Source organism: Pseudomonas helleri, from assembly GCF_045830615.1.
Classification (GTDB): Bacteria; Pseudomonadota; Gammaproteobacteria; order Pseudomonadales; family Pseudomonadaceae; genus Aquipseudomonas; species Aquipseudomonas helleri.
Genome location: NZ_CP174501.1, coordinates 5,527,597 through 5,553,088 on the forward strand (window position 1 = coordinate 5,527,597; position 25,492 = coordinate 5,553,088).

The window sequence follows — 25,492 nt, forward strand, 5'->3', positions numbered from 1 at the left end:
TGCGGCTCCCGCTGCGGCTTACCAGGTTTGGGTGGCCTTGAACTTCTCGATACCGGCTTTCAGGCCAGCGTCGATTTCGTCATTGAAGTCACCCTTCACGTTGATCTTGGCCAACAAGTCGGCGTGATCGCGGTTGAAGTAAGCAATCAGCGCTTGTTCAAAGCTGCCGACCTTGGCGATTTCGACGTCAGTCAGGAACCCACGCTCAGCGGCATACAGCGACAACGCCATGTCAGCGATCGACATTGGGGCGTATTGCTTCTGCTTCATCAGCTCGGTAACGCGCTGACCATGCTCAAGTTGCTTACGGGTCGCTTCGTCCAGGTCAGAAGCGAACTGGGCGAATGCTGCCAGTTCACGGTACTGAGCCAGAGCGGTACGGATACCACCGGAGAGCTTCTTGATGATCTTGGTCTGAGCGGCACCACCCACACGGGATACCGAAACACCGGCGTTCACTGCAGGGCGGATGCCCGAGTTGAACATGGCCGATTCCAGGAAGATCTGACCGTCGGTGATGGAAATCACGTTGGTCGGAACGAACGCGGAAACGTCGCCAGCTTGAGTTTCGATGATCGGCAATGCGGTCAGGGAACCGGTTTTGCCGGTCACTGCGCCATTGGTGAACTTCTCTACGTAATCTTCCGAAACGCGGGATGCGCGCTCCAGCAGACGGGAGTGGAGATAGAACACGTCGCCTGGATAAGCTTCACGGCCTGGTGGACGGCGCAGCAGCAGGGAAATCTGGCGGTAAGCCACTGCTTGCTTGGACAGATCGTCATAAACGATCAGCGCGTCTTCACCGCGGTCGCGGAAGAACTCACCCATGGTGCAACCGGCGTAAGGAGCCAGGTATTGCAGCGCAGGCGATTCAGAAGCACTGGCAGCCACGATGATCGTGTTTTTCAGTGCGCCGTTTTCTTCCAGCTTGCGAACCACGTTAGCGATGGTCGATTGCTTCTGACCGATAGCTACGTAGACGCAGAAAATGCCGCTGTCTTTCTGGTTGATGATCGCGTCGATCGCCAGAGCGGTTTTACCGATCTGACGGTCACCGATGATCAGCTCACGCTGGCCACGGCCGACAGGGATCATGGCATCGACAGCCTTGTAGCCAGTCTGTACAGGCTGGTCTACCGACTTACGCCAGATCACGCCTGGAGCAACTTTCTCGACCGCGTCGGTCTCGGTGTTGCCCAGAGGACCTTTGCCGTCAACTGGGTTACCCAGTGCGTCGACTACGCGACCCAGCAGTTCCTTACCAACAGGAACTTCCAGGATGCGGCCGGTGCACTTGGCGCTCATGCCTTCAGCCAGAGACTGGTAAGCGCCCAAAATTACGGCACCTACGGAGTCTTGCTCCAGGTTGAGGGCCATACCGAAGACGCCGCCCGGAAACTCGATCATCTCGCCGGACATTACGTCGGCCAGACCGTGAATCCGCACGATACCGTCAGATACGCTGACGACAGTGCCTTCGTTACGGGCTTGGGAGGTCACATCGAGCTTGTCGATGCGGCCCTTGATAATTTCACTTATTTCGGAAGGATTGAGTTGCTGCATTGCTCTGCTGCCCCTTCAAACTCAAGATTTCAATGCTTCGGCAAGATTCGCGAGTTTGCCGCGAATCGAGCCATCGATAACCAGGTCGCCGGCGCGAATGACAATGCCCCCAATGAGGGACTTGTCTTCCGCAACTTGCAGGCGCACTTCCCGGTCGAGTCGTGCACTGAGAACCTTGGCGAGTTTGTCTTGCTGTTCTTGGTTCAATGCGAAAGCACTGGTCACTTCAACATCTACCGACTTCTCTTGCTCGGCCTTGTACAGGTCAAACAGAGCGGCGATCTCCGGCAAAAGCAGGAGACGGTCGTTTTCTGCAACGACGTGGATGAAGTTCTGCACTTTCACATCAAACTTGTCGCCGCACACGTCAATAAACGTGGCGGCCTTTTCTGCGCTCGTCAGTCGCGGGGCCTTGAGCACGCGCTGCATCGTGTCGTCTTGCGACACCGCTGCAGCCAGGCCGAGCATGGCTGACCAAGAGGCCAGTTGCTGGTGGGCCTGGGCGTGCTCGAAGGCTGCCTTAGCGTAAGGTCGGGCCAACGTGGTCAATTCTGCCATGATCGCCCTCGCTTAAATTTCAGCAGCCAGTTTATTAACCAGCTCCGCGTGCGCGTTTTGATCGATTGTGGCACCCAGGATCTTCTCTGCGCCTTCAACAGCCAAGCCACCCAATTGGGCGCGCAGGGCGTCTTTGACGCTGTTCAGTTCCTGTTCGATCTCGGCCTGAGCCTGAGCCTTCACACGGTCAGCTTCAACGCGAGCCTGTTCACGGGCTTCGTCTACGATCTGAGTACCGCGTTTCTTGGCTTGCTCAATGATTTCAGCTGCTTGAGCCTTAGCTTCGCGCAGTTGTTGACCCGCTTTATCTTGGGCCAACTCCAGGTCACGAGCTGCTCGGTTAGCAGCGTCCAGTCCAGCCGCAATCTTCTTCTGACGTTCTTGCAATGCCGCGATGACCGGAGGCCACACGAACTTCATGCAAAACAGTACAAAAATGAAGAACGCAACGGACTGGCCAATCAGGGTTGCATTAATGTTCACGCCAACACCTCGCTCGTTCGTTGTCCATCACTCTAATCAACTCGAAAATTCGAGTGATTAGCCAGCGAGTTGACCAACGAAAGGGTTCGCGAAAGTGAAGAACAGTGCGATACCAACACCGATCATGGTTACGGCGTCGAGCAGACCGGCAACGATGAACATTTTAACTTGCAGCATTGGAACCATTTCTGGTTGACGCGCAGCGCCTTCCAGGAACTTGCCGCCCAACAGGCCGAAACCAATTGCGGTACCCAGTGCACCCAGGCCGATCAACAGTGCAACAGCGATAGCGGTTAGACCAACTACAGTTTCCATCTTTCCTCCCGACTTTTACGTCGTATGGTTTAGGTTTTTAGATTAAAGCGGTAAAACAAAATCAATTTGCTACACCCTCCCGCCGGAACGGGAGGGGCACCAGACTCGCCGAAACGGGTCTTAGTGGTTCTCTTCGTGCGCCATCGACAAGTAAACGATGGTCAACATCATGAAGATGAACGCTTGCAAGGTGATGATCAGGATGTGGAATACAGCCCACGCCCATTGCAGCACCACGCCCAGACCGCTAAGCCAAAGCAGGCCGCTGCCGAACATTACGGCGATCAGGATAAATACCAGTTCGCCAGCGTACATGTTGCCGAACAGACGCAGTGCCAGCGAGATTGGCTTGGCAACCAGCGTCACGAATTCGAGCAGGAAGTTCACCGGAATCAGCAGCGCTTGAACCAGGATGTTCTTGCTGCCGAACGGGTGCAGGGTCAGTTCGCCGATAAAACCGCCGATGCCCTTGATTTTGATGCTGTAGAAGATGATCAACGCGAATACCGACAGGGCCATGCCCAGGGTAGCGTTAGGATCGGTCGTCGGTACGGCACGGAACGGGAAGTGCTCATCGCCAGTGATCAGGATGGCCAACTGAGGAATCCAGTCAACCGGGATCAGGTCGATGACGTTCATCAGGAATACCCAGACGAAAATTGTCAGCGCCAACGGAGCAATCACGGCGCTACGGCCATGGAAGCTGTCTTTTACGCTGCCATCAACGAATTCCACCAGTACTTCAACGAAGTTCTGCAGTGCGCCTGGTTGACCGGAAGTTGCCTTCTTGGCCGCCATGCGGAAAATGAAGATAAACAGCAAGCCTACGAATACAGACCAGCCGAGGGTATCGACGTGGAATGACCAAAAGCCCATTGCTTTAGCTTCTGCAACGGTGTGAGCAAAGCCCCAGCCGCCATCAGGTAGCTGCCCGAAGGTCAGGTTCTGTAAGTGGTGCTGGATATAGCCCGAAGCGGTTGTTTCTGCCATGGTTGCCTCAAACGCCCTAAGGTCTCGAAAGTGTTGTTCTCATTAGCAGGGGAGCGAACCAGCTGACCAATTGGGTCAACACGAAGACGCCGAATACAGCTAGCGGCGCCAATGGCTTCACACCTGCAAACGTCAGCGCGAACAGCACTGCCGTCAAAATTAATTTGCCCGCCTCGCCAGCGTAAAACGACCGGACGATGGCTTGCGCTGCTCGAGCGCCGGTAAACCGGAAAGCTCTGTGAGCAAAGTACACATTGGGTAGCAAAGCGATCAGGCCTCCGCAGAGTCCTGAGTATCCGGCTACAACTCCATGCCATTGCCAGAGCCCCAGAGCAGCCAGCAATAAAACGACAAATTGAGCCAGCAAAACCGGAAAAACCGCCAAGCGATGGAATGGCAAGCGGTTTGGCGTGCGTGTCTCCATCACAACTGCTCCTCAATGGTCGGCTGCCAAAAGCTAAAACTTGGCATAATTTGTGCCGACAAAATGCGCGCAGAGTATAGGGGCGCTGAAGCCCCTATTCAACTGTCAGGTAGTGATTTCCGACTGCGCGCTACAAAGGAAATGTTTCAGCGGATGTGAGCAAGCACTCCTTGAAGCTCATCAAGGGAGTTGTAACCAATCACTAATTGGCCTTTTCCCTTCTTTCCGTGGCGGATCTGCACCGCAGAGCCTAGGCGCTCGGCCAGACGCTGCTCAAGGCGAGTGATATCTGGATCGGCTTTAACCGGTTCAGCAGGCTCTTGTTTACCGCTCAACCACTGACGAACCAAGGCTTCGGTCTGGCGTACGGTCAGACCACGTGCGACAACGTGTCGCGCCCCCTCAACCTGCTTGTTGTCCGGCAAACCGAGCAAGGCCCGTGCATGGCCCATTTCGAGGTCGCCGTGGGACAGCATGGTTTTGATCACTTCGGGCAATGAAATCAACCGCAACAAGTTAGCCACAGACACCCGGGACTTACCCACAGCGTCGGCCACTTGTTGTTGAGTCAGCTGAAACTCTTGCTGCAAGCGTTGCAAGGCAATCGCTTCTTCGATCGGATTGAGGTCTTCACGCTGAATGTTTTCAATCAGCGCCATCGCGATAGCGGTTTCATCCGGCACATCACGCACCATCGCCGGAATGGTGTCTTTACCGGCCTGTTGGCTGGCGCGCCAGCGACGTTCACCGGCAATGATCTCAAAACGGTCGCCGGCAATCGGACGCACCACGATCGGCTGCATCACGCCCTGGGTCTTGATGGAGTTCGCCAGTTCTTCGAGCGCTTGCGGGTCCATGTCGCGACGAGGCTGATATTTGCCGCGCTGGATCAGGTCCAGGGGCAAATGCTGCAGTTCGCTTTGATCGACCTTGACGGCCTGCTCTTCCAGCGAGCTGACCGTAGGACCACTCAGGAGTGCATCCAGTCCACGTCCTAGACCTCGTTTCTTGACGGCCATGGAATATCCTTAAGTTGGCTGAGCAGTGCGGGAGGTGCGACGTTGACGACGAACCAGCTCGCCGGCCAAGGCAAGGTAAGCAATCGCGCCACGGGAATTTTTATCATAGGCCAGTGCAGGCATGCCGTAACTCGGCGCCTCGGCAAGACGAATGTTTCGCGGAATCACCGTGTCGTACAGCTGCTCGCCAAAGTGTTCCTTGAGCTGGGCCGACACATCGTTCATCAGGCTCAGGCGCGGGTCGTACATGGTCCGCAGCAGGCCTTCGATTTTCAGGTTCGGGTTGAGCAACTCGGCGATACGCTTGATGTTATCCACAAGGTCGCTCAAGCCTTCGAGGGCGAAGTACTCGCACTGCATGGGGATAATTACCCCATCGGCAGCCACCAGGGCGTTCAAGGTCAGCATCGACAACGACGGCGGGCAGTCGATCAGGATGTAATCGTAGCTTTCACGCACCGGCGCCAGCGCTGTACGTAGACGGCTTTCTTTCATCTGCATTTCGAGCAGTACGACTTCGGCTGCCGTCAGGTCACGGTTGGCCGGCAACAGCTGGTAACCACCGTGTTCGGAGATGTGCATGGCCTGGGCCAGGTCGCATTCACCGATCAACAGGTCGTAGACCGAATTCTCAAGACCATGTTTATCCACACCGCTGCCCATGGTGGCGTTGCCTTGTGGATCTAGATCGATCAACAGGACGCGCCGCTTGGTCGCGACCAGCGATGCTGCGAGGTTGATACAGGTGGTGGTTTTACCCACACCACCTTTTTGGTTCGCTATTGCGAATACCTTAGCCATTCTTGCTTGCGTTCCCAATCATGCCGTTCGGCGCAGTATCAGCAGATGGCGTTGGCCTTGGCAACCCGGTACGGTCAAGGCGTGTTCGCTATCTAGACGAAAATCAGACGGCAATGCTACCAGCTCATCGGCCGGATGAACGCCCTTCATTGCCAACCAGCGTGTTTCGCTGTTGCCCAGGTGCCGCGTCCAGTTGGTGAAGTTCTCCATGCTGCTGAAAGCCCTGGAAACAATTCCGTTGAACGCCTGCTCAGGCTTGAACTCTTCAACACGGCTGTGGATAACTTGCAGGTTGTCCAGCTTGAGCTCCAGTTTGACCTGGGTCAGAAAGCGGGTTTTCTTGCCGTTGCTGTCCAGGCAAGTCACTTGCGACTCAGGAAACAGGATCGCCAACGGGATACCCGGCATCCCGCCGCCGCTGCCCACGTCCAGCCAGCGACCGTTTTCGATAAACGGCATCACGCTCAGGCTGTCGAGCAAATGACGCGAAACCATCTCGTCCGGGTTACGCACAGCCGTGAGGTTGTAGGCCTTGTTCCATTTTATCAACAGGGCCAGATAGCCCAGCAGTAGCTCGTGCTGGGTTTGGGTCAAAGCGACGCCCAGTTGGCGTGCACCTGTTGATAACTCTTCAGCGTGTTGTGCGGTCACCAGCGAACTCAAGCGTTTTGCTCCAACTTGCGGCCAGCGCCGCGTTTTTTCAGGTGAATCATCAACAGGGAAATCGCCGCCGGCGTCACACCGGGTACCCGCGATGCCTGGCCCAGCGTCTCGGGGCGTGTTGCACCGAGCTTGCTTTGGATCTCTTTGGACAACCCGGAAATGGTCGTGTAATCGATATCCACAGGCAGTTTGATAGTTTCACTGGCGCGAAGACGCGCAATCTCGTCCTGTTGACGGTCGATGTAGCCCGCGTATTTGGTTTTGATCTCAACCTGTTCAGCGACCAGCGGGTCGCTTGCCCCTTCACCGGTCACTTCGACCAGACCGGCGTAGTCGATTTCCGGACGAGTCAGCAAACTGAGCAAATTGTATTCATGGGTCAACGGTGTGCCAAATTTGGCCGCAATCGCTTCACCTTGCTCAGTCCCCGGGCGTACCCAGGTGCTTTTCAGTCGTTGTTCTTCCAGGGCAATGCTTTCGCGCTTGGTGCAGAACGCCGCCCAACGGGCGTCATCGACCAAACCGAGCTCGCGACCTTTTTCGGTCAGGCGCATATCAGCGTTGTCTTCACGCAGGATGAGGCGGTATTCGGCGCGGGAAGTAAACATCCGGTACGGTTCTTGAGTCCCCAGGGTAATCAGGTCATCAACCAATACACCGATGTAGGCTTCATCGCGACGCGGGCACCAGGTCTCTTTGCCCTGTGCGAGCAAGGCTGCGTTGGTTCCGGCGAGCAAACCTTGTGCCCCCGCTTCTTCGTAACCGGTGGTGCCGTTGATTTGCCCGGCAAAGAACAAACCGCCGATCACCTTGGTTTCGAGGCTGTATTTCAGGTCGCGCGGGTCGAAATAATCGTATTCGATGGCATAGCCAGGTCGCACGATGTGGGCATTTTCCATGCCGCGAATCGACTGTACGAGTTGCAACTGAACATCAAAAGGCAACGAGGTCGAAATGCCGTTCGGATACAGCTCATGGGTGTTCAAACCTTCCGGTTCGATAAACACCTGATGGCTTTCCTTGTCAGCAAAACGATGAATCTTGTCTTCAATCGACGGGCAGTAGCGCGGGCCAATCCCTTCAATCACACCTGAGTACATCGGCGAACGATCGAGGTTGGACGCAATGATTTCATGGGTGCGCGCATTGGTATGGGTGATCCAGCAGCTGACTTGAGTCGGGTGCTGTTCTTTGTTGCCCATGAACGACATGACCGGGATCGGCGTATCACCCGGTTGTTCAGTCATCACCGAGAAATCAACCGAACGGCCATCAATGCGTGGCGGAGTGCCGGTTTTCAGGCGACCGACACGCAAAGGCAGTTCACGCAGACGGTGTGCCAGGGCAATCGAAGGTGGATCACCGGCGCGTCCGCCCGAGTAATTCTGCAAACCGATGTGGATAAGTCCACCCAGGAACGTACCGGTGGTCAAAACCACCGAGTCAGCCAGAAAACGCAGGCCCATCTGGGTCACAACACCGCGTACTTGATCGTTTTCAACAATCAGGTCATCCGCTGCTTGTTGAAATATCCACAGGTTCGGTTGGTTTTCCAGAATTTCGCGTACGACCGACTTGTAAATAGCGCGGTCGGCCTGTGCACGAGTCGCCCGCACGGCCGGGCCTTTACGGCCATTGAGTACGCGGAACTGGATACCGCTTTTATCCGTTGCTGTTGCCATCGCGCCGCCGAGGGCATCGATTTCTTTAACCAGATGGCTTTTACCAATCCCGCCGATCGCAGGGTTGCAGCTCATATGCCCGAGGGTTTCCACGTTGTGGGTCAACAGCAGGGTTTTTACACCCATGCGTGCTGAAGCAAGTGCAGCCTCGGTTCCGGCGTGACCGCCACCGATGACGATCACTGCAAAACGGGAAGGGAAATTCACCACGCACCTCGTGCCTGTTACTAGGGGTTTTTTGGATAGACCGCGAAGTATAGGGACTTCGCCTTCCTTAAAGAACCCTTTGCACAAAATTTAACCAGCTTGTGGATAAGGCAAGATAGAAAAATAAATAAAGAAGAAATTTATTAAAGCTTTGTTTTTATGTTTATTTCTATAGCGGTACCTTTCTGTGGATAGATTGCTAAGAGCCTTATTTTACGTACTGTACAGAGATTCAAAAGTCTGTGGTCATGTGGCCATGAGGGGCGTGAATAAGTGCGTTAAGCCTGTGGGTAAATGGTAACGTTATCCACAGAGGGGTTTATCTTCAGTTTTCAAGCCCACTTACCCACTGAGCTAAAGGCCAGTTATGCACAGAGCTTATCCGACGAAATTCCCCCTATCAGGCCAACAAAAAGGCGGCCGAAAGCCGCCTGGATGAGCACGTCATCCAGCGGCCAGCAGCTTCAACAGGGATAAAGGTGATGAACGGCAGCTTATGCAGCGCTCAAACAGCGGCGATCAACCAGCCGTTGGCACTCGCGATGAGCCTGTGGGTTATTCCAATAGCGTCGAGAAACCTCTCGTCGTGTGAGGTCACAACCAACGTGCCGGTGTACTGATTGAGCCTGTTTTCCAGCGCCAGCAAGGACACCAGATCGAGGTGATTGGCGGGCTCATCGAGCAATAACAACTGCGCAGGTTGCTCGGCATAGAACACACAGGCCATTGCCGCCTTCAGCCGTTCACCCCCACTGAGTTGTGCACAGGGGCGATTCACCTGCTCGGCGCCGAGCCCTAATTGCGCCAGCCGGGTACGCAATTCACTCTCGCTGAGTTGCCGATTGAGTGCCTGCAATTGCTCCAGCACCGAACATTCGAGGTTAAGCAACGCCAAGTGTTGATCAAGATAAGCTGTTTTCACATGGACATCCGCCTGCCCAGCCAGGATCGGTACTTGTCCAGCCAACACCTTGAGTACCGTTGATTTACCGCAGCCATTGGGGCCGAGCAAGGCCACTTGTTGGCCCCGACTGAGCATAAGGCTGAGTGTGCGCAACGGTTCGAAGCCATACGGCAAGCGTGCCTCAACCAGCTCGGCGATGTGGGCAGCGCTGTGCTGGCTCGTTGTGGGGGCATAGACAAACACAGCCTGCTGCCTTTCAACCAGGCTGGCAGCTTGCCTGACGCGCACCGACAACGCCTCGCGCGCGGCTTGCTGATGTTGCTGGAATTTGCCGCTGCTGTTTTGGCTGCGCTCCTTTTGGCGGCCCAGCAAAATCTTCGCTTGATTACGGCTACTGGCAGACTTGTTACCGCGTGCCAGCCTGCGTTCAAGCTGTTCAGCCTGCTCGCGCAACCGTTGTTCTTGTCTGTTTCGTTCCAGTTTGGCGTGGGCCAGTTGCTGTTCAGCGGCCGATTGCTGCTGGGCTTTGGCCTGTGCATAAAACGAATAACCACTGCCGTAGCTGGCCAGCCCCAAGGCTGAGAGTTCGAGGATGCGCGTCATCGTCTCCAGCAACTCGCGGTCATGGCTGATCACCAGCAACGCCTTGGGCCAATGGCTGAGTTGCGCCTGCAGTGCCAATCGCTGCTCACGGTCCAGATGATTGGTCGGCTCATCCAGAATCAGCAGCTCGGCATCTGACATAAACGCCCCCATCAGCGCGACACGCATGGCTTCGCCGCCACTGAGCCGTGAGGTCGGGGTTGAAGGCGTGAGGTGCCCGAGGTTGTTGTGGGCCAGTTGGTCGAGTAACTGCTGGCGAATGTTCCACTGCTCGCCCACCGCGTCAAAGTCGGCTGGTGCGGTACTGCCCTGTTCGATGCGTTCCAGCGCGTTGATGATGGATTGCACACCGGCCAGATCAGCGACCGTCTGACCGGGGGCATGGGTGATGTGCTGCGCCAGGTAATACACCTTCCCGGTGCGCAGGCAGCGCCCAGCGGTAGGAACAATATCCCCGGCAATCAGACGGGCCAATACACTTTTACCCACACCATTACGCCCCACCAGGCCGGTGTGGCGTTGATCGAGATGCAGGTTGAGGTCAGAAAACAGCGGGCTGCCATCGGGCAGCTGATAAGAAACGCCTTCCAGCGTTACACAGGTCGCGTGGGTCATACGCACTCCAGAGATGCACAGATCTACCCCCTGTTGCAGGGGAATCAAGAACTGGCCGCACTATTCGCGGCGGCATCAATGGCGCATTGGACTAATACCTGTAGGAGACGAACTTGTCTCGTGACCTTTTAACAGATCAAAAGATCGCCAGGCAAGCTCGCTCCTACGGGTTGCCGGGCATTATTTACCGATACAGAAGCTGGAGAAGATCCGCCCCAGCAGATCATCCGAGCTGAATGCCCCGGTAATTTCGCCCAGCGATTGCTGCGCCATGCGCAAATCTTCGGCCAGCAATTCACCGGCGCCCGCCAGCGTCAGCTGTGCCCGGCCATGCTCAAGGGCATCGCTGGCGTGCTGCAACGCCTCCAGGTGACGACGACGTGCGCTGAAGCTGCTTTCAGAGGTTTGCTCGTAGCCCATGCAGGCCTTGAGGTGCTCACGCAGCAAATCCAGACCGTCCGTCGATCGGGCGCTGAGGCTGATCGTGACATGGCCATCGGCGCTCACTTCAAGGCTCACCGCTTCACCGCTGAGGTCCGCCTTGTTACGAATCAAGGTGACTTTGGCCGGGTCCGGGCGCTGCTCCAAAAACTCGGGCCACAACGCGAAGGGGTCATCCGCTTCCGGTGCCGTCGCATCCACCACCAGCAACACGCGATCCGCCTCACCAATGGCTTTGAGGGCTCGCTGCACGCCGATTTTCTCGACCTGATCTTCGGTATCCCGCAGTCCTGCTGTATCCACCACATGCAGGGGCATGCCGTCGATGTGGATATGTTCACGCAGCACGTCGCGGGTCGTACCGGCGATCTCCGTCACAATGGCTGCTTCACGGCCGGCCAGCGCGTTGAGCAAACTGGACTTGCCCGCATTGGGTCGACCGGCAATCACCACCGTCATGCCATCGCGCAGCAAGGCGCCCTGGCCGGCTTCGCGCTTAACGGTGGATAACTCTTCGCGGACTTTATCGAGCATGCGCAATACGTGGCCATCGGCCAGAAAGTCGATTTCTTCCTCCGGGAAGTCAATCGCAGCCTCGACGTAGATGCGCAAACTGATGAGCTGCTCAGTCAAGTTATGCACACGGTGTGAGAAAGCACCCTGCAAAGACCGTAATGCGTTGCGCGCAGCCTGTGCAGAACTGGCTTCAATGAGGTCGGCAATGGCCTCGGCCTGAGCCAGATCGAGCTTGTCGTTTAAAAACGCGCGCTCACTGAATTCGCCTGGTCGTGCCAGACGGCAACCCAGTTCGATGCAGCGTTGCAGCAGCATATCGAGCACGATCGGCCCGCCGTGACCTTGCAACTCCAGCACATCTTCGCCGGTGAACGAGTTCGGGCCCGGGAAATACAGCGCAATGCCTTCATCCAAAACTTCACCGTTTTCACCGTAAAACGGTCCGTAATGGGCGTAGCGCGGTTTCAGTTCGCGCTCAGTGAACGCTTGCGCCGCCGCCCGGGCGAGTGGCCCGGAAACACGCACGATCCCCACACCACCTCGGCCTTGGGCGGTTGCCACAGCAGCAATGGTTTGTGCCGGAACACTCATAAAAACAGGCCTCAAAAACAAAAGTGACAGATAGCAAAACGCCCCACTAGGGGGCGTTTTGAGTGGTGATCAACAGAGTAAGTTAAGCAGCTGCTTTTTTGGTAGCGGCTTCGATCTTACGTGTGATGTACCACTGTTGAGCGATGGACAGGCAGTTGTTCACAACCCAGTACAGCACCAGACCAGCCGGGAACCACAGGAAGAAGAAGGTGAAGATGATTGGCATCAGCTTCATCACCTTGGCCTGCATCGGATCCGGAGGTGTCGGGTTCAGACGCTGCTGGATGAACATGGTTGCGCCCATGATGATCGGCAGAATGAAGAACGGGTCTTTAATCGACAAGTCGGTAATCCAGAGCATGAAAGGCGCCTGACGCATTTCAACACTTTCCAGAAGTACCCAGTACAAGGACAGGAACACCGGCATCTGCACCAGGATCGGCAAGCAGCCGCCCAGTGGATTGATCTTCTCTTTCTTGTACAGCTCCATCATCGCTTGCGACATTTTCTGGCGATCATCACCGAACTGCTCTTTCAGAGCGGCCAGTTTTGGTGCCACAGCGCGCATGCGAGCCATCGATTTGTAGCTGGCGGCCGACAGCGGGAAGAAGATCCCTTTGATCAGCATGGTCAGGAAGATAATCGACCAACCCCAGTTACCCACCAGGCTGTGGATATGTTGCAGCAACCAGAAGATTGGCTGGGCAATGAACCACAGAATGCCGTAGTCGACCGTCAGCTCCAGGCCTGGGGACAACTCTTTGAGTACACCCTGGCTCTTTGGACCTGCGTACAAGGTAGCGCTGGTTTCACCTGTTTTGCCCGGCTCAACCGTCAAGGTAGGGCCAGTGAAACCGATGATGTAGTTGCCTTGATTGTCTTTGCGGGTCTGAACGACGTTGTTATCGCCTTTCTGCGGGATCCACGCGGTTACAAAGTAGTGCTGCAGCCATGCAACCCAGCCACCTTGAACGGTTTCTTTCAGCGAACCCTTGTCGATATCTTTCATCGACACTTTTTTGTACGGTTCTGCACTTGTCCACAGGGCGGCGCCCAGGTAAGTGGCAGTACCGGTGGCGGTGCTGGAAGAAGGATCAGAGCTGGCGTCGCGTTTCAATTGCGCGAACAGGTTGCCGGTCCACGGCTTGCCACTCTCGTTATCAATCAAATAGCTGACTTGAACATCGTACAGGCCACGTTTGAACGTGAAACGCTTGATGTAGTTAACGCCGTCTTCGCTGAATTTCAGGTCAACAACCAATTGATCCTGGCCAGGAGCCAGTTCATAGGTCTTTTTATCCACACTGAAAACCGGACGACCGGCGGCACGTGCATCCGGGCCGTCAACGCCAGTCAGGCCACTTTGTGCCAGATAAGTACGCTCACCGCCGTTATCGAACAGCTGGAAAGGCACATCCGGGTGGTCCTGGCGACGTGGATAAAGCGGCAGACGCAGTTGGGCAACGTCACCACCCTGTGGATCAATTGCAATATCCAGTACGTCGGTTTTGACGTGGATCAGGTCTTTGCTTGCAGCCACCGGAGTTTCTGTTGGTGTGCTGGTATCGGCATTGGCACTGGGTACATCGGCACTGTTCGAAGCGTTGTTACCTGGCACCGAGTCAGGCAAACCCTGCGCGGTATTACTGCTGGCGGCAACATTCTGAGTCGGCAGGGCAGCTTGGCCGTAATCCTGGTTCCATTTCAGAACCATAACGTAGGACACGACTGCGAGAGCGACGATCAGGATCGTGCGTTTAATATCCATGATTACTCGGCCATCAAGAAGAACGGGAGGTAGGGATAGGTGGAACCGGGTCGTAACCACCGGGATTCCACGGGTGACAGCGACCTAAACGACGAAAGGTCAGCCAGCCGCCGCGAAGAACGCCATGAGTTTCGATGGCTTCCAACGCGTAGCAGGAACAACTGGGGTAGAAACGGCAGTGATTTGCCATCAAAGGACTAATGGCATAACGGTAAAACTGGATCGGAACGAGCGCCAGTTTACGCATCAGGACTGCCTACCCCTACAGTTTCGGTTTTAACAGACGGAGCTGGCGTGTTACGGGCCAGACGTTTCCACAGTTTGCCGAAATGCTGAATCAATTCGGGGTTCTCTACGTCACCCAAACCTTTGCGCGCGACGATAACGATATCCCAACCAACCAGTAGATCCTGGTGGAGACGAAACGATTCACGCATCAAACGCTTAAGGCGATTGCGCTGAACGGAGAGCTTTACGCTCTTTTTCCCGATCACTAACCCCAAACGGGGGTGATCAAGATCGTTGCTGCGCGCAAGGAGCAGGAGATTTTTCCCCGGAACCTTGCCGGTGGGGGAGTCAAAGACTGCCTTGAAGTGTCGGGGAGTGAGTAACCGCTTTTCCCGACTGAAGTCCTGACTCACCACCATTGTCTGATTATCAAACTGCCAGACGCGCACGGCCTTTGGCGCGGCGACGCGACAGGACTGCACGGCCGTTTTTAGTAGCCATGCGAGCACGGAAACCGTGAGTGCGGGCGCGTTTGATAGTGCTTGGTTGGAAAGTACGTTTCATGTCGTGCTACCTGGTTCGTCCACAACGGGCCGGAATGGCCCCCGTTTTAAGAGACCGGCGATTCTAGTGAATGCAGGCCCATAGGTCAATTTCCAACCAACGTTGACGGCTAAATAGATACCAACGGTTGTGCACACGCATTTGTTCAGCCAGTCATAAAAATAAAAAGACAGCGTATTTAAAGCTTTTTTAAAGAACTTATTAACTTTAGTGAGCCACTTATCTGTGGATAACTCGATCCAGCCCTTAAAAATCATGGCCTACAGAGAATGACAACACTGTCAAGAAGCCGTGCTCTGCCTGTGCTGCGACCTCGGATAAGCTGTGTACGAAAGGCCTCTTTATCCACAGGCCAGTTATGCACAGTGTTTCACCCCCACTTGTGCAACGAGCTTAGACCCGCTTATCCACAGACCTTATGCACATACCATTGGTCGCTTTGTTAACAGTAAAAAGACCTCGTTCTCCTTATAGGCAGGCAACCTACATGTGGATAAGTGGGCGAGTGGTCGCTACAATGGCGCCTGTTTTTGCCTCACCGGCTTTCAACTTAGGGGATATCCGTGTCAGTGGAACTTTGGCAGCAGTGCGTAGAGCTTTTGCGCGATGAGCTGCCTGCCCAGCAATTCAACACCTGGATCCGTCCACTACAGGTCGAAGCCGAAGGCGACGAGTTGCGCGTGTATGCGCCTAATCGTTTTGTGCTCGACTGGGTTAACGAGAAGTACCTGAGCCGTTTGCTTGAACTGCTGAACGAGCACAGCAATGGCATGGCGCCTGCGCTGTCCTTATTAATAGGCAGCAAACGCAGCTCGGCACCTCGTGCTGCGCCGAATGCGCCATTGGCCGCAGCGGCTTCGCAACAGCAAGCCGCGCCTGCGCCAGCACCCAGCGCACCGGCAAGTGCCACGCCCGCACCGGCGCCCGCCCCTAAACAGGCGGACCAGGCGAGCGAAGAGCCTTCGCGTGACAGCTTCGACCCGATGGCGGGTGCCAGTTCGCAACAGGCGCCAGCCCGTGCCGAACAGCGCACCGTCCAGGTTGAAGGCGCGCTCAAGCACACCAGCTACCTGAACCGCACGTTCACCTTCGAGAACTTCGTCGAGGGCAAGTCCAACCAACTGGCCCGTGCGGCGGCGTGGCAAGTGGCCGACAATCCCAAGCATGGCTACAACCCGCTCTTCCTTTATGGCGGCGTTGGTCTGGGTAAAACGCACTTGATGCACGCGGTGGGCAACCACCTGCTGAAGAAGAACCCGAATGCCAAGGTGGTGTACCTGCATTCCGAGCGTTTTGTAGCCGACATGGTCAAGGCCCTGCAGCTCAACGCTATCAATGAGTTCAAGCGCTTCTACCGTTCGGTCGACGCCCTGCTCATCGATGACATTCAATTTTTTGCACGCAAAGAGCGTTCTCAGGAAGAGTTCTTCCACACCTTCAACGCCTTGCTTGAAGGCGGTCAGCAAGTAATTCTGACCAGTGACCGCTACCCTAAAGAGATCGAAGGGCTCGAAGAGCGTCTCAAATCCCGCTTCGGCTGGGGTTTGACCGTGGCCGTTGAGCCGCCAGAGCTTGAAACGCGCGTTGCGATCCTGATGAAAAAGGCAGACCAGGCCAAGGTCGACCTGCCCCACGATGCCGCCTTCTTTATTGCCCAACGCATTCGTTCCAACGTGCGTGAGCTCGAAGGCGCGCTCAAGCGGGTTATTGCCCACTCGCACTTTATGGGCCGCGACATCACCATCGAGCTGATTCGCGAGTCCCTTAAAGACTTGCTGGCGCTGCAAGACAAACTGGTCTCTGTGGATAACATTCAGCGTACTGTGGCTGAGTACTACAAGATCAAAATTTCGGACTTGCTGTCCAAGCGTCGTTCACGCTCGGTCGCCCGCCCTCGCCAAGTGGCCATGGCACTGTCCAAAGAGCTGACTAACCACAGCCTGCCGGAAATCGGCGATGTGTTTGGTGGCCGCGACCACACCACGGTCTTGCACGCATGCCGCAAGATCAACGAACTCAAGGAATCCGACGCGGACATCCGCGAGGACTACAAGAACCTGCTGCGAACCCTGACAACCTGATGACACCAACGCAGCTTATTAAGGCAAGGGACTAGACCATGCATTTCACCATTCAACGCGAAGCCTTGTTGAAACCCCTGCAACTGGTCGCGGGCGTTGTAGAACGCCGCCAGACCTTGCCGGTATTGTCCAACGTGCTGTTGGTTGTCGAAGGCCAGCAACTGTCGCTGACCGGTACCGACCTTGAGGTCGAACTGGTCGGTCGCGTTCAGCTCGAAGAGCCGGCTGAACCCGGCGAGATCACCGTGCCTGCGCGCAAGCTGATGGACATCTGCAAAAGCTTGCCCAACGACGCCCTGATCGACATCAAGCTCGACGATCAAAAGCTGGTGGTTAAAGCGGGCCGTAGCCGTTTTACCCTGTCCACCTTGCCTGCCAATGACTTCCCGACCGTTGAAGAAGGTCCGGGCTCGCTGACCTGCAGCCTGCAGCAAAGCAAGCTGCGCCGTCTGATCGAGCGCACCAGCTTTGCCATGGCCCAGCAGGACGTTCGTTACTACCTCAACGGCATGTTGCTGGAAGTTTCGGCCGGCATCATTCGCGCAGTGGCTACCGACGGTCACCGTCTGGCCATGTGCTCGATGAAAGCCGACATTGGCCAGCCAGATCGCCATCAAGTGATCGTGCCGCGTAAAGGCATCCTCGAAATGGCGCGTTTGCTGACCGAACCGGACGGCGAAGTCAGCATCGTGTTGGGCGCACACCACATCCGTGCGACCACCGGCGAGTTCACCTTCACCTCCAAGCTGGTAGACGGCAAGTTCCCGGATTACGAGCGTGTACTGCCTAAAGGCGGTGACAAGGTGGTGATCGGTGACCGTCAGGCCCTGCGTGAAGCGTTCAGCCGTACCGCCATTCTGTCCAACGAGAAGTACCGCGGTATTCGTCTGCAACTGGCTAATGGCCAATTGAAGATCCAGGCCAACAACCCGGAGCAGGAAGAAGCGGAAGAAGAAGTGGGCGTTGATTACAACGGCGGCTCGCTCGAAATCGGTTTCAACGTGAGCTACCTGCTGGACGTGCTAGGCGTGATGACCACTGAACAAGTGCGTTTGATCCTGTCGGACTCCAACAGCAGCGCCTTGGTGCAAGAGTCGGACAACGACGACTCGGCCTACGTTGTTATGCCGATGCGCCTGTAACTTATGCACAGCCCACGCTAGATGTCCCTTAGTCGCGTCTCTGTCACCGGTGTGCGTAACCTGCACCCGGTGACCTTCTCCCCCTCCCCCCGCATCAATATCCTGTATGGCGCCAACGGCAGCGGAAAAACCAGTGTGCTGGAAGCGGTCCATTTACTGGGGCTTGCCCGTTCGTTTCGCAGTGTTCGGCTAACGCCGGTCATTCAGCATGAACTGCAAAGCTGTACCGTGTTTGGCCAGGTCGAACTGGCCGAAGGTGGGCACAGTGCATTGGGTATTTCGCGGGACCGGAATGGGGAGTTCCAGATTCGGATCGACGGTCAAAATGCGCGCAGTGCCGCGCAGTTGGCCGAGATCCTGCCCCTGCAATTGATCAACCCTGACAGCTTCCGTCTACTGGAAGGCGCCCCAAAGATCCGTAGGCAGTTTCTCGACTGGGGGGTGTTCCATGTGGAGCCGCGCTTTATGTCGACCTGGCAGCGGCTACAGAAGGCCCTGCGGCAGCGGAACTCATGGCTGCGGCATGGTACACTCGACGCCGTTTCACAAGCGGCCTGGGACCGGGAACTGTGTCTGGCCAGTGCTGAAATTGATGAATACCGCCGCGCTTATATCAAGGCCTTAAAACCTGTCTTTGAGCAGACCTTAAGTGAGTTGCTTGAACTCGAAGGCTTAACGCTGAGTTATTACCGTGGCTGGGACAAAGACCGAGAGCTGAGTGCTGTACTCGCTGCGTCTGTCCACCGGGACCAGCAAATGGGGCATACCCAGGCCGGGCCACAACGAGCTGATTTGCGCCTCAAACTAGGTGCCAATAACGCGGCAGACATCCTGTCACGTGGTCAGCAGAAGTTGGTGGTCTGTGCATTGCGCATTGCCCAAGGGCATTTGGTGAGCCAAGCCCGGCGTGGCCAATGTATTTATCTGGTGGATGACTTGCCGTCCGAACTGGATGAGCAGCATCGCAACGCACTGTGTCGCTTGTTGGAAGACTTACGCTGCCAGGTTTTTATCACCTGTGTAGACCACGAATTTATGAGGGAAGGCTGGCAGACGGAAACGCCAGTTGCCCTGTTCCACGTGGAACAGGGCTGTATCACCCAGACCCACGACCATCGGGAGTGAAGGCATTGAGCGAAGAAAATACGTACGACTCAACGAGCATTAAAGTGCTGAAAGGCCTGGATGCCGTACGCAAACGTCCCGGTATGTACATTGGTGATACTGACGATGGCAGCGGCCTGCACCACATGGTGTTCGAAGTCGTCGACAACTCCATCGACGAAGCGCTGGCTGGCCATTGCGACGACATCACCATTACCATCCACCCGGATGAATCCATTACCGTGCGCGATAACGGCCGCGGCATCCCGGTTGATGTGCACAAAGAAGAAGGCGTATCAGCAGCCGAGGTCATCATGACCGTGCTGCACGCTGGCGGTAAGTTCGATGACAACTCCTACAAAGTATCCGGCGGCTTGCACGGTGTAGGTGTGTCGGTAGTAAACGCCCTGTCCGAATTGCTGGTACTGACAGTACGTCGCAGCGGCAAGATTTGGGAACAGACCTACGTCCACGGCGTGCCTCAGGCACCTATGGCCATCGTTGGCGAAAGCGACACCACCGGTACTCAGATTCACTTCAAACCGTCTGCCGAGACCTTCAAGAACATTCACTTCAGCTGGGACATCCTGGCCAAGCGTATTCGTGAACTGTCCTTCCTGAACTCCGGCGTGGGTATCGTCCTCAAGGACGAGCGCTCCGGCAAAGAAGAGCTGTTCAAGTACGAAGGCGGTCTGCGTGCGTTTGTTGACTACCTGAACACCAACAAAACCACGGTTAACCAGGTCTTCCACTTCAATGTGCAGCGTGAAGATGGCATTGGTGTAGAGGTCGCCTTGCAGTGGAACGACAGCTTCAACGAGAACCTGTTGTGCTTCACCAACAACATTCCGCAGCGCGATGGCGGTACGCACCTAGTGGGCTTCCGCTCTGCCCTGACGCGTAACCTCAACACCTACATCGAAGCTGAGGGCCTGGCCAAGAAGCACAAGGTCGCCACCACCGGTGACGACGCCCGTGAAGGCCTGACCGCGATTATCTCGGTGAAGGTTCCGGACCCCAAGTTCAGCTCCCAGACCAAAGACAAGCTGGTGTCTTCTGAAGTGAAGACCGCGGTCGAACAGGAAATGGGCAAGTTCTTCTCCGACTTCCTGTTGGAAAACCCGAACGAAGCCAAGCTGATCGTCGGCAAAATGATCGACGCAGCGCGTGCCCGTGAAGCGGCGCGTAAAGCCCGTGAGATGACCCGCCGTAAAGGCGCGCTGGACATCGCAGGCTTGCCGGGCAAACTGGCCGACTGCCAGGAAAAAGACCCGGCGCTGTCCGAACTGTACCTCGTGGAAGGTGACTCTGCTGGCGGCTCCGCCAAGCAGGGACGTAACCGCCGCACCCAAGCCATCCTGCCGTTGAAGGGTAAAATCCTCAACGTTGAGAAAGCCCGTTTCGACAAGATGATCTCTTCGCAAGAAGTCGGCACCTTGATCACCGCACTGGGCTGCGGCATTGGTCGTGAAGAGTACAACATCGACAAACTGCGCTATCACAACATCATCATCATGACCGATGCTGACGTCGACGGTTCGCACATCCGTACCCTGCTGCTGACCTTCTTCTTCCGTCAGTTGCCGGAGCTGATCGAGCGTGGCTACATCTACATCGCCCAGCCGCCGTTGTACAAAGTGAAAAAGGGCAAGCAAGAGCAGTACATTAAAGACGACGACGCCATGGAAGAATACATGACCCAGTCGGCCCTTGAAGACGCCAGCCTGCACCTCAACGAAGACGCCCCAGGCATCTCCGGTGAAGCGCTGGAGCGTCTGGTGTACGACTTCCGCATGGTTATGAAGACCCTCAAGCGTCTGTCGCGCCTGTACCCACAGGAGCTGACCGAGCACTTCATCTACCTGCCGGCCGTCACCCTTGAACAGTTGGGCGACCATGCTGCCATGCAAGCCTGGATGGCCAAGTTCGAAGAGCGTCTGCGTCTGGTTGAGAAGTCTGGTCTGGTGTACAAAGCCAGCCTGCGTGAAGACCGCGAGCGCAATGTCTGGTTGCCAGAAGTCGAGCTGATCTCCCACGGCCACTCGACCTTCATCACCTTCAACCGCGACTTCTTCGGCAGCAACGACTACAAAACCGTTGTGACCCTGGGCGCCCAGTTGAGCACCCTGCTCGACGACGGTGCTTACATCCAGCGTGGCGAGCGTCGTAAACAAGTCACCGAGTTCAAAGAAGCTCTGGACTGGCTGATGGCCGAAAGCACCAAGCGCCACACCATCCAGCGCTACAAAGGGCTGGGCGAAATGAACCCGGACCAACTCTGGGAAACCACCATGGACCCAAGCGTGCGCCGCATGCTGAAAGTCACCATTGAAGACGCGATTGGCGCCGATCAGATCTTCAACACCTTGATGGGCGACGCGGTAGAACCCCGCCGTGACTTCATCGAGAGCAACGCACTGGCCGTGTCCAACCTGGACTTCTGATGGTGTAACGCGCAATACAAAAAAAGGCCAACGTTTTAGCGTTGGCCTTTTTTTATTGTTCGAGGGCTAATCATTCGATTTCTTGGCTGCTGACTCGATTTGTTTGATGCTGTTCTCAGGAACTGGGAGATCTTCAGGCATCGTACCTCCCAGATCGGCAATAGTTTCCCGAACCTTTCGACCTACCTCGAAATGAACTTGGTTAGCTTGTAGTTTTCCCTGAACGCGATCACGCCGCAGTTTCTCTTCGGCCTGTGTAGCGCGGAACAGATTGGCTGCCAGTTCAGTTGATCCCATGTGGTCCAGAATTTTCTGGCTCTTTTTCAGGTGTTTATTTTCGTGGATGGCTTTCTGGTCTAGCCCTCCATAAAGACCTTGGTATCCATGATTCTGGAAGATGGCAAAATCGAGTCCAGTTTCCACTCCAGCCAGTTGGGCAGTTTCGACTAGCTGTTTGTTGTGCTCCCGTAATTCATTGCGCAGCAATAAGCGCTTTTGATCGTCCTTAAGCTTTTGAAATGTGGCGTCATCGGCCAGTTCTTGACGGCGAGTTTGGATGGCAAAGTAAGTCTGGCCAGCAGCAATGACGGTTTTTGTTGGATCACCGTTCTGTACTACCAGATAGCAGGCGTAACGCGAGAGGTGCACATCATCCAGTTTCCGTTTGGAATCAGAGCCCAACGTGACCATTTTGGTGGCTTCAACAAAATGGTCTTCAACATGGCGTTGGCTGGCTTTACAGGCATGCATCGCTTTTTTGATGACATTTTCAAAATTGCGCCAATCACGGTATTCCAATAATGGAGCAAGGTCACGGGCAGACCAGTATTCAACATTATCTTCTGAGTACTGCTTAAGCCCCTCAAAAGACTGATGCTGCTCATTAATCATGAAGTCTCCTCACTCTTTCGCGTTACCGTAGCAACTGACACCCACCTCAATACTTATTCCCTAAGGACTCAGCCATTTTGAAGCGAGTAGATATCATCACCTCGTAAGGCGATTGGACTGAGCTTTACACTCAAGTGATGTTTCAACAAGCACTGAAAAACCAGCTAATAATTAAAAATCCCAACCTATTTATCTCTCCCCTAATCCTCCAACAAAACCCCCTGCTCTTCCCTGCACAGCTCCAGCAAAAAATCCCACACCACCCGCAGCCTCACTGATTTGTGCAATTCGCGCCGGGTGCTGATCCAGTAGCTGCGTTGCACTGACTCTTCGGGCAGTACGCGCACCAATTCAGGGTCTTGGCTGGCCATGTAGTTGGGCAGTACGGCGATGCCTAGCCCGGCGCGGGCGGCTTGTTGTTGGGCGATGACGCTGGTGCTGCGGAAGGTCACGGTCGGGTTGCGGCAGAAGTGGTTGATAAACAGCAGTTCTTCGCTGAACAACAGGTCGTCGACGTAGCCGATCCAGAAGTGGTTGGCCAGGTCGTCGCGGTGGTTCAGGGCTGGCGCTTTGTCGAGGTAGTCGCGGCTGGCGTACAGCGCCAGGCGGTAGTCGGTGAGTTTGCGGGTGATCAACAGGTCGGCGTGGGGCCGGTCGAGGTGCACGCTGATTTCCGCTTCGCGGTTGAGGATGCTGACAAAGCGCGGCACGGCGACCAGTTCAACTTCCAGTCCTGGGTAGCGTTCGAACAGCCCGCGCAAGCGTGAGGTGAGGAACATGATGCCGATGCCTTCGGTCACGCCCAGGCGGATTTTGCCCAATGGGGTGATGGCCTGGGTGATTTCTTCCTGGGCCAGCAGGGCGACGTTTTCCATCGCTTCGGCGTGTTTGAGCAGCGCCTGCCCGGCCGGGGTCAGTTGGTAGCCTTGGGCATGCTGCACAAACAGCGCCGTGCCCAGGTGTTGCTCAATGTGCTCAATGTGCCGCGCCACGGTGCTGTGGGTGGTATTGAGACGCTTGGCAGCCGTGAGCAGGCGCCCGCTGCGCTGAAGCTCCAGAAAGTAGCGCATGTCATTCCAGTCGAACATCGTCGTCCCTCGTGCCCGGTCATTTGAGCTGTGCAAAAACGCACAAGCCATGGGTGAAATCACGCGTTTTCAACTCGAAATTAATCAATAGGATGGAGAACGACAAGAACAAAAAATAAACAGGCGAGGTGCAACATGCCATCAGCCAATCAGATCTACGACTACATTGTGGTGGGCGCCGGGCCAGCGGGGTCGGTGTTGGCGAATCGGCTGTCTGCCGATCCCAAGCACAACGTGTTGCTGCTCGAAGCGGGTGGGCAAGACAACTACCCGTGGATCCATATTCCTGTGGGCTACCTCTATTGCATTGGTAACCCGCGCACCGACTGGTGTTTTAAAACCGAAGCCCAGCCCGGCTTGCAAGGCCGCAGCCTGAGTTATCCGCGCGGTAAGGTGTTGGGCGGTAGCTCTTCGATTAACGGCATGATCTACATGCGTGGTCAGGCCGGTGATTACGACCGCTGGGCAGCCATGGGCAATAAGGGCTGGGCCTGGCAAGACGTGCTGCCGCTGTTCAAACGCAGCGAAAAACACTATGCCGGGAACTCCGCGCTGCACGGCGCCGAGGGCGAGTGGCGGGTTGAGCAGCAGCGTTATTCCTGGACGATTCTGGATGCCTTCCGCGACGCGGCTGCGCAAAACGGCATCGCCAGCGTCAATGACTTCAACGGCGGCGACAATCAGGGCTGTGGATACTTTCAAGTGAACCAGCGCGCCGGTGTGCGCTGGAATGCCTCCAAAGCGTTTATCCGCCCCGTGCTCAAGCGTCCCAACCTGACCGTCCTGACCGGCGTGCAGGTCGATAAAGTGCTGCTGGAAAACAACCGCGCCACGCAGGTGAAGGCCCGCTGGCAAGGCGCGGATCACACTTTTAGCGCACGCCGCGAAATCATCTTGAGCGCGGGCTCGATTGGCTCGCCGGGGATTTTGCAGCGCTCGGGCATCGGCCCGCGGCCATTGCTGGAGAGCCTGGGGATAACCGTGCAGTACGAGCTGCCGGGTGTCGGCGGCAACCTGCAAGACCACCTGCAACTGCGCCTGATTTTCAAACTGAGCAACGCCCGCACCCTCAACCAAGTGGCCAACAGCCTGTGGGGCAAAGTCGGCATGGGCCTGCGTTATGCCTACGACCGCAGTGGTCCGCTGGCCATGGCCCCAAGCCAGTTGGGCGCCTTCGTTAAGTCCGATCCGGATCAACCCTCGGCGAATTTGCAGTACCACGTCCAGCCGCTGTCGCTGGAGCGCTTTGGAGAGCCGCTGCACACCTTCCCGGCGTTTACCGCGTCGGTGTGCAACCTGCGGCCTAAAAGCCGTGGCCGGGTCGATATCCGCTCGGCCAACCCGGACGACGCGCCCTTGATCGATCCCAACTACCTGAGCCATCCCGACGACCTGAAAGTCGCCGCCGATGCGATCCGCCTCACCCGGCGCATCGTCGCCAGCTCCGCCCTGCACACGTTCAGCCCCGAGGAGTACCTGCCCGGCGCCGCCCTGCAAACCGAACAGGAACTGCACGAAGCAGCCGCCAAAATCGGCACGACGATCTTTCACCCGGTCGGCACCTGCCGCATGGGGCAAGACGCTGAAGCCGTGGTCGATGCCGAACTGCGGGTGCATGGCATCGCCGGCTTGCGGGTCGCAGACGCGTCCATCATGCCGACCATTGTCTCGGGTAATACCTGTTCGCCTACGCTGATGATTGGCGAAAAGGCCGCTCAATTGATTCTCGCAACCCCCTCTAACGCACTGGAGATAGACGCAGGTATCAGCCGTACTGCAGCAGTACCGGTCGCCTGACAGCGATCGT

General features: G+C 56.1%; 23 protein-coding genes. 5 read left to right on the forward strand and 18 right to left on the reverse strand.

The window, feature by feature from the left end; genetic code table 11:
- Positions 1–18: 18 nt before the first annotated feature.
- From atpA to rpmH, 16 genes are all read right to left on the reverse strand, one after another.
- A complete protein-coding gene (gene atpA, locus ACJJU9_RS24890) occupies positions 19–1,563 on the reverse strand; it encodes a F0F1 ATP synthase subunit alpha (protein WP_048373556.1) in 1,545 nt (514 codons plus the stop codon).
- Between the two features lie 21 nt (positions 1,564–1,584).
- Positions 1,585–2,121 carry a F0F1 ATP synthase subunit delta gene (locus tag ACJJU9_RS24895; protein WP_048373558.1) on the reverse strand — a complete coding sequence of 179 codons (537 nt, stop codon included), beginning with the start codon at positions 2,119–2,121 and terminating at the stop codon, positions 1,585–1,587.
- Positions 2,122–2,133: 12 nt separating this feature from the next.
- Positions 2,134–2,604, reverse strand: coding sequence for a F0F1 ATP synthase subunit B (locus ACJJU9_RS24900; RefSeq protein WP_048373561.1), 471 nt, complete (start codon positions 2,602–2,604; stop codon positions 2,134–2,136).
- Between the two features lie 57 nt (positions 2,605–2,661).
- Positions 2,662–2,919: a F0F1 ATP synthase subunit C gene (atpE, locus tag ACJJU9_RS24905; RefSeq protein ID WP_002555987.1), complete on the reverse strand. Its 258-nt coding sequence runs from the start codon at positions 2,917–2,919 to the stop codon at positions 2,662–2,664.
- Positions 2,920–3,039: 120 nt separating this feature from the next.
- Positions 3,040–3,909 (reverse strand): F0F1 ATP synthase subunit A, encoded by an 870-nt coding sequence (atpB, locus tag ACJJU9_RS24910; protein WP_048373563.1) that lies wholly within the window; start codon positions 3,907–3,909, stop codon positions 3,040–3,042.
- A 16-nt stretch (positions 3,910–3,925) separates the two neighbouring features.
- Complete coding sequence (locus ACJJU9_RS24915; protein ID WP_048373565.1) at positions 3,926–4,333, reverse strand: F0F1 ATP synthase subunit I; 408 nt, start codon at positions 4,331–4,333, stop codon at positions 3,926–3,928.
- Positions 4,334–4,479: 146 nt separating this feature from the next.
- The gene (locus ACJJU9_RS24920) at positions 4,480–5,352 is read right to left on the reverse strand and encodes a ParB/RepB/Spo0J family partition protein (protein ID WP_048373567.1); all 873 of its coding nucleotides are present in this window, start codon (positions 5,350–5,352) and stop codon (positions 4,480–4,482) included.
- A gap of 9 nt (positions 5,353–5,361) precedes the next feature.
- The gene (locus tag ACJJU9_RS24925; RefSeq protein WP_048373569.1) at positions 5,362–6,153 is read right to left on the reverse strand and encodes a ParA family protein; all 792 of its coding nucleotides are present in this window, start codon (positions 6,151–6,153) and stop codon (positions 5,362–5,364) included.
- Between the two features lie 18 nt (positions 6,154–6,171).
- On the reverse strand, positions 6,172–6,816 hold the full coding sequence (gene rsmG / locus ACJJU9_RS24930) for a 16S rRNA (guanine(527)-N(7))-methyltransferase RsmG (protein ID WP_407729764.1): 645 nt from the start codon (positions 6,814–6,816) through the stop codon (positions 6,172–6,174).
- Entirely contained in the window at positions 6,813–8,705 is a 1,893-nt protein-coding gene (gene mnmG, locus ACJJU9_RS24935; RefSeq protein WP_407729765.1) for a tRNA uridine-5-carboxymethylaminomethyl(34) synthesis enzyme MnmG, read from the reverse strand. The genes rsmG and mnmG overlap by 4 nt, the downstream gene beginning before the upstream one ends.
- Positions 8,706–9,210: 505 nt before the next feature.
- Positions 9,211–10,827 carry an ABC-F family ATP-binding cassette domain-containing protein gene (locus ACJJU9_RS24940; protein WP_407729766.1) on the reverse strand — a complete coding sequence of 539 codons (1,617 nt, stop codon included), beginning with the start codon at positions 10,825–10,827 and terminating at the stop codon, positions 9,211–9,213.
- A gap of 180 nt (positions 10,828–11,007) precedes the next feature.
- Entirely contained in the window at positions 11,008–12,375 is a 1,368-nt protein-coding gene (gene mnmE / locus ACJJU9_RS24945) for a tRNA uridine-5-carboxymethylaminomethyl(34) synthesis GTPase MnmE (RefSeq protein WP_048388197.1), read from the reverse strand.
- A gap of 82 nt (positions 12,376–12,457) precedes the next feature.
- Positions 12,458–14,143: a membrane protein insertase YidC gene (gene yidC, locus ACJJU9_RS24950; protein WP_048388195.1), complete on the reverse strand. Its 1,686-nt coding sequence runs from the start codon at positions 14,141–14,143 to the stop codon at positions 12,458–12,460.
- 13 nt (positions 14,144–14,156) lie between these two features.
- A complete protein-coding gene (gene yidD / locus ACJJU9_RS24955) occupies positions 14,157–14,390 on the reverse strand; it encodes a membrane protein insertion efficiency factor YidD (protein WP_082148803.1) in 234 nt (77 codons plus the stop codon).
- Complete coding sequence (gene rnpA, locus ACJJU9_RS24960; protein ID WP_206540848.1) at positions 14,383–14,784, reverse strand: ribonuclease P protein component; 402 nt, start codon at positions 14,782–14,784, stop codon at positions 14,383–14,385. The genes yidD and rnpA overlap by 8 nt, the downstream gene beginning before the upstream one ends.
- Before the next feature lie 16 nt (positions 14,785–14,800).
- Entirely contained in the window at positions 14,801–14,935 is a 135-nt protein-coding gene (rpmH, locus tag ACJJU9_RS24965) for a 50S ribosomal protein L34 (protein WP_003213577.1), read from the reverse strand.
- 563 nt (positions 14,936–15,498) lie between these two features.
- On the opposite strand from rpmH, the gene dnaA reads away from it, so the two are divergent.
- From dnaA to gyrB, 4 genes are read left to right on the forward strand one after another with little or no spacing between them, the layout of a single operon-like run.
- Positions 15,499–17,016 carry a chromosomal replication initiator protein DnaA gene (gene dnaA, locus ACJJU9_RS24970; RefSeq protein WP_048373579.1) on the forward strand — a complete coding sequence of 506 codons (1,518 nt, stop codon included), beginning with the start codon at positions 15,499–15,501 and terminating at the stop codon, positions 17,014–17,016.
- Positions 17,017–17,054: 38 nt separating this feature from the next.
- Complete coding sequence (dnaN, locus tag ACJJU9_RS24975) at positions 17,055–18,158, forward strand: DNA polymerase III subunit beta (protein ID WP_048373581.1); 1,104 nt, start codon at positions 17,055–17,057, stop codon at positions 18,156–18,158.
- Positions 18,159–18,179: 21 nt separating this feature from the next.
- Positions 18,180–19,283, forward strand: coding sequence for a DNA replication/repair protein RecF (gene recF / locus ACJJU9_RS24980; RefSeq protein ID WP_153350934.1), 1,104 nt, complete (start codon positions 18,180–18,182; stop codon positions 19,281–19,283).
- Positions 19,284–19,288: 5 nt separating this feature from the next.
- Positions 19,289–21,706: a DNA topoisomerase (ATP-hydrolyzing) subunit B gene (gene gyrB, locus ACJJU9_RS24985; protein ID WP_048373585.1), complete on the forward strand. Its 2,418-nt coding sequence runs from the start codon at positions 19,289–19,291 to the stop codon at positions 21,704–21,706.
- A 66-nt stretch (positions 21,707–21,772) separates the two neighbouring features.
- On the opposite strand, the gene dinD is transcribed toward gyrB, so the two are convergent.
- Both dinD and ACJJU9_RS24995 read right to left on the reverse strand, forming a co-directional pair.
- A complete protein-coding gene (dinD, locus tag ACJJU9_RS24990; RefSeq protein WP_407729767.1) occupies positions 21,773–22,597 on the reverse strand; it encodes a DNA damage-inducible protein D in 825 nt (274 codons plus the stop codon).
- Positions 22,598–22,797: 200 nt separating this feature from the next.
- Complete coding sequence (locus ACJJU9_RS24995) at positions 22,798–23,685, reverse strand: LysR family transcriptional regulator (RefSeq protein ID WP_048388193.1); 888 nt, start codon at positions 23,683–23,685, stop codon at positions 22,798–22,800.
- Positions 23,686–23,820: 135 nt separating this feature from the next.
- Here ACJJU9_RS24995 and ACJJU9_RS25000 point away from each other — a divergent pair, with 135 nt between their 5' ends.
- Positions 23,821–25,482, forward strand: coding sequence for a GMC family oxidoreductase (locus tag ACJJU9_RS25000; protein WP_407729768.1), 1,662 nt, complete (start codon positions 23,821–23,823; stop codon positions 25,480–25,482).
- Positions 25,483–25,492: the final 10 nt, after the last annotated feature.

Coding starts and splice junctions, on each gene's coding strand:
- atpA (WP_048373556.1), bottom strand. CDS start 1,563: ATGCAGCAACTCAATCCTTCCGAAATAAGTGAAATTATCAAGGGCCGC.
- ACJJU9_RS24895 (WP_048373558.1), bottom strand. CDS start 2,121: ATGGCAGAATTGACCACGTTGGCCCGACCTTACGCTAAGGCAGCCTTC.
- atpE (WP_002555987.1), bottom strand. CDS start 2,919: ATGGAAACTGTAGTTGGTCTAACCGCTATCGCTGTTGCACTGTTGATC.
- atpB (WP_048373563.1), bottom strand. CDS start 3,909: ATGGCAGAAACAACCGCTTCGGGCTATATCCAGCACCACTTACAGAAC.
- ACJJU9_RS24915 (WP_048373565.1), bottom strand. CDS start 4,333: ATGGAGACACGCACGCCAAACCGCTTGCCATTCCATCGCTTGGCGGTT.
- ACJJU9_RS24920 (WP_048373567.1), bottom strand. CDS start 5,352: ATGGCCGTCAAGAAACGAGGTCTAGGACGTGGACTGGATGCACTCCTG.
- ACJJU9_RS24925 (WP_048373569.1), bottom strand. CDS start 6,153: ATGGCTAAGGTATTCGCAATAGCGAACCAAAAAGGTGGTGTGGGTAAA.
- ACJJU9_RS24940 (WP_407729766.1), bottom strand. CDS start 10,827: ATGACCCACGCGACCTGTGTAACGCTGGAAGGCGTTTCTTATCAGCTG.
- mnmE (WP_048388197.1), bottom strand. CDS start 12,375: ATGAGTGTTCCGGCACAAACCATTGCTGCTGTGGCAACCGCCCAAGGC.
- yidC (WP_048388195.1), bottom strand. CDS start 14,143: ATGGATATTAAACGCACGATCCTGATCGTCGCTCTCGCAGTCGTGTCC.
- yidD (WP_082148803.1), bottom strand. CDS start 14,390: ATGCGTAAACTGGCGCTCGTTCCGATCCAGTTTTACCGTTATGCCATT.
- rpmH (WP_003213577.1), bottom strand. CDS start 14,935: ATGAAACGTACTTTCCAACCAAGCACTATCAAACGCGCCCGCACTCAC.
- dnaN (WP_048373581.1), top strand. CDS start 17,055: ATGCATTTCACCATTCAACGCGAAGCCTTGTTGAAACCCCTGCAACTG.
- recF (WP_153350934.1), top strand. CDS start 18,180: ATGTCCCTTAGTCGCGTCTCTGTCACCGGTGTGCGTAACCTGCACCCG.
- dinD (WP_407729767.1), bottom strand. CDS start 22,597: ATGATTAATGAGCAGCATCAGTCTTTTGAGGGGCTTAAGCAGTACTCA.
- ACJJU9_RS24995 (WP_048388193.1), bottom strand. CDS start 23,685: ATGTTCGACTGGAATGACATGCGCTACTTTCTGGAGCTTCAGCGCAGC.
- ACJJU9_RS25000 (WP_407729768.1), top strand. CDS start 23,821: ATGCCATCAGCCAATCAGATCTACGACTACATTGTGGTGGGCGCCGGG.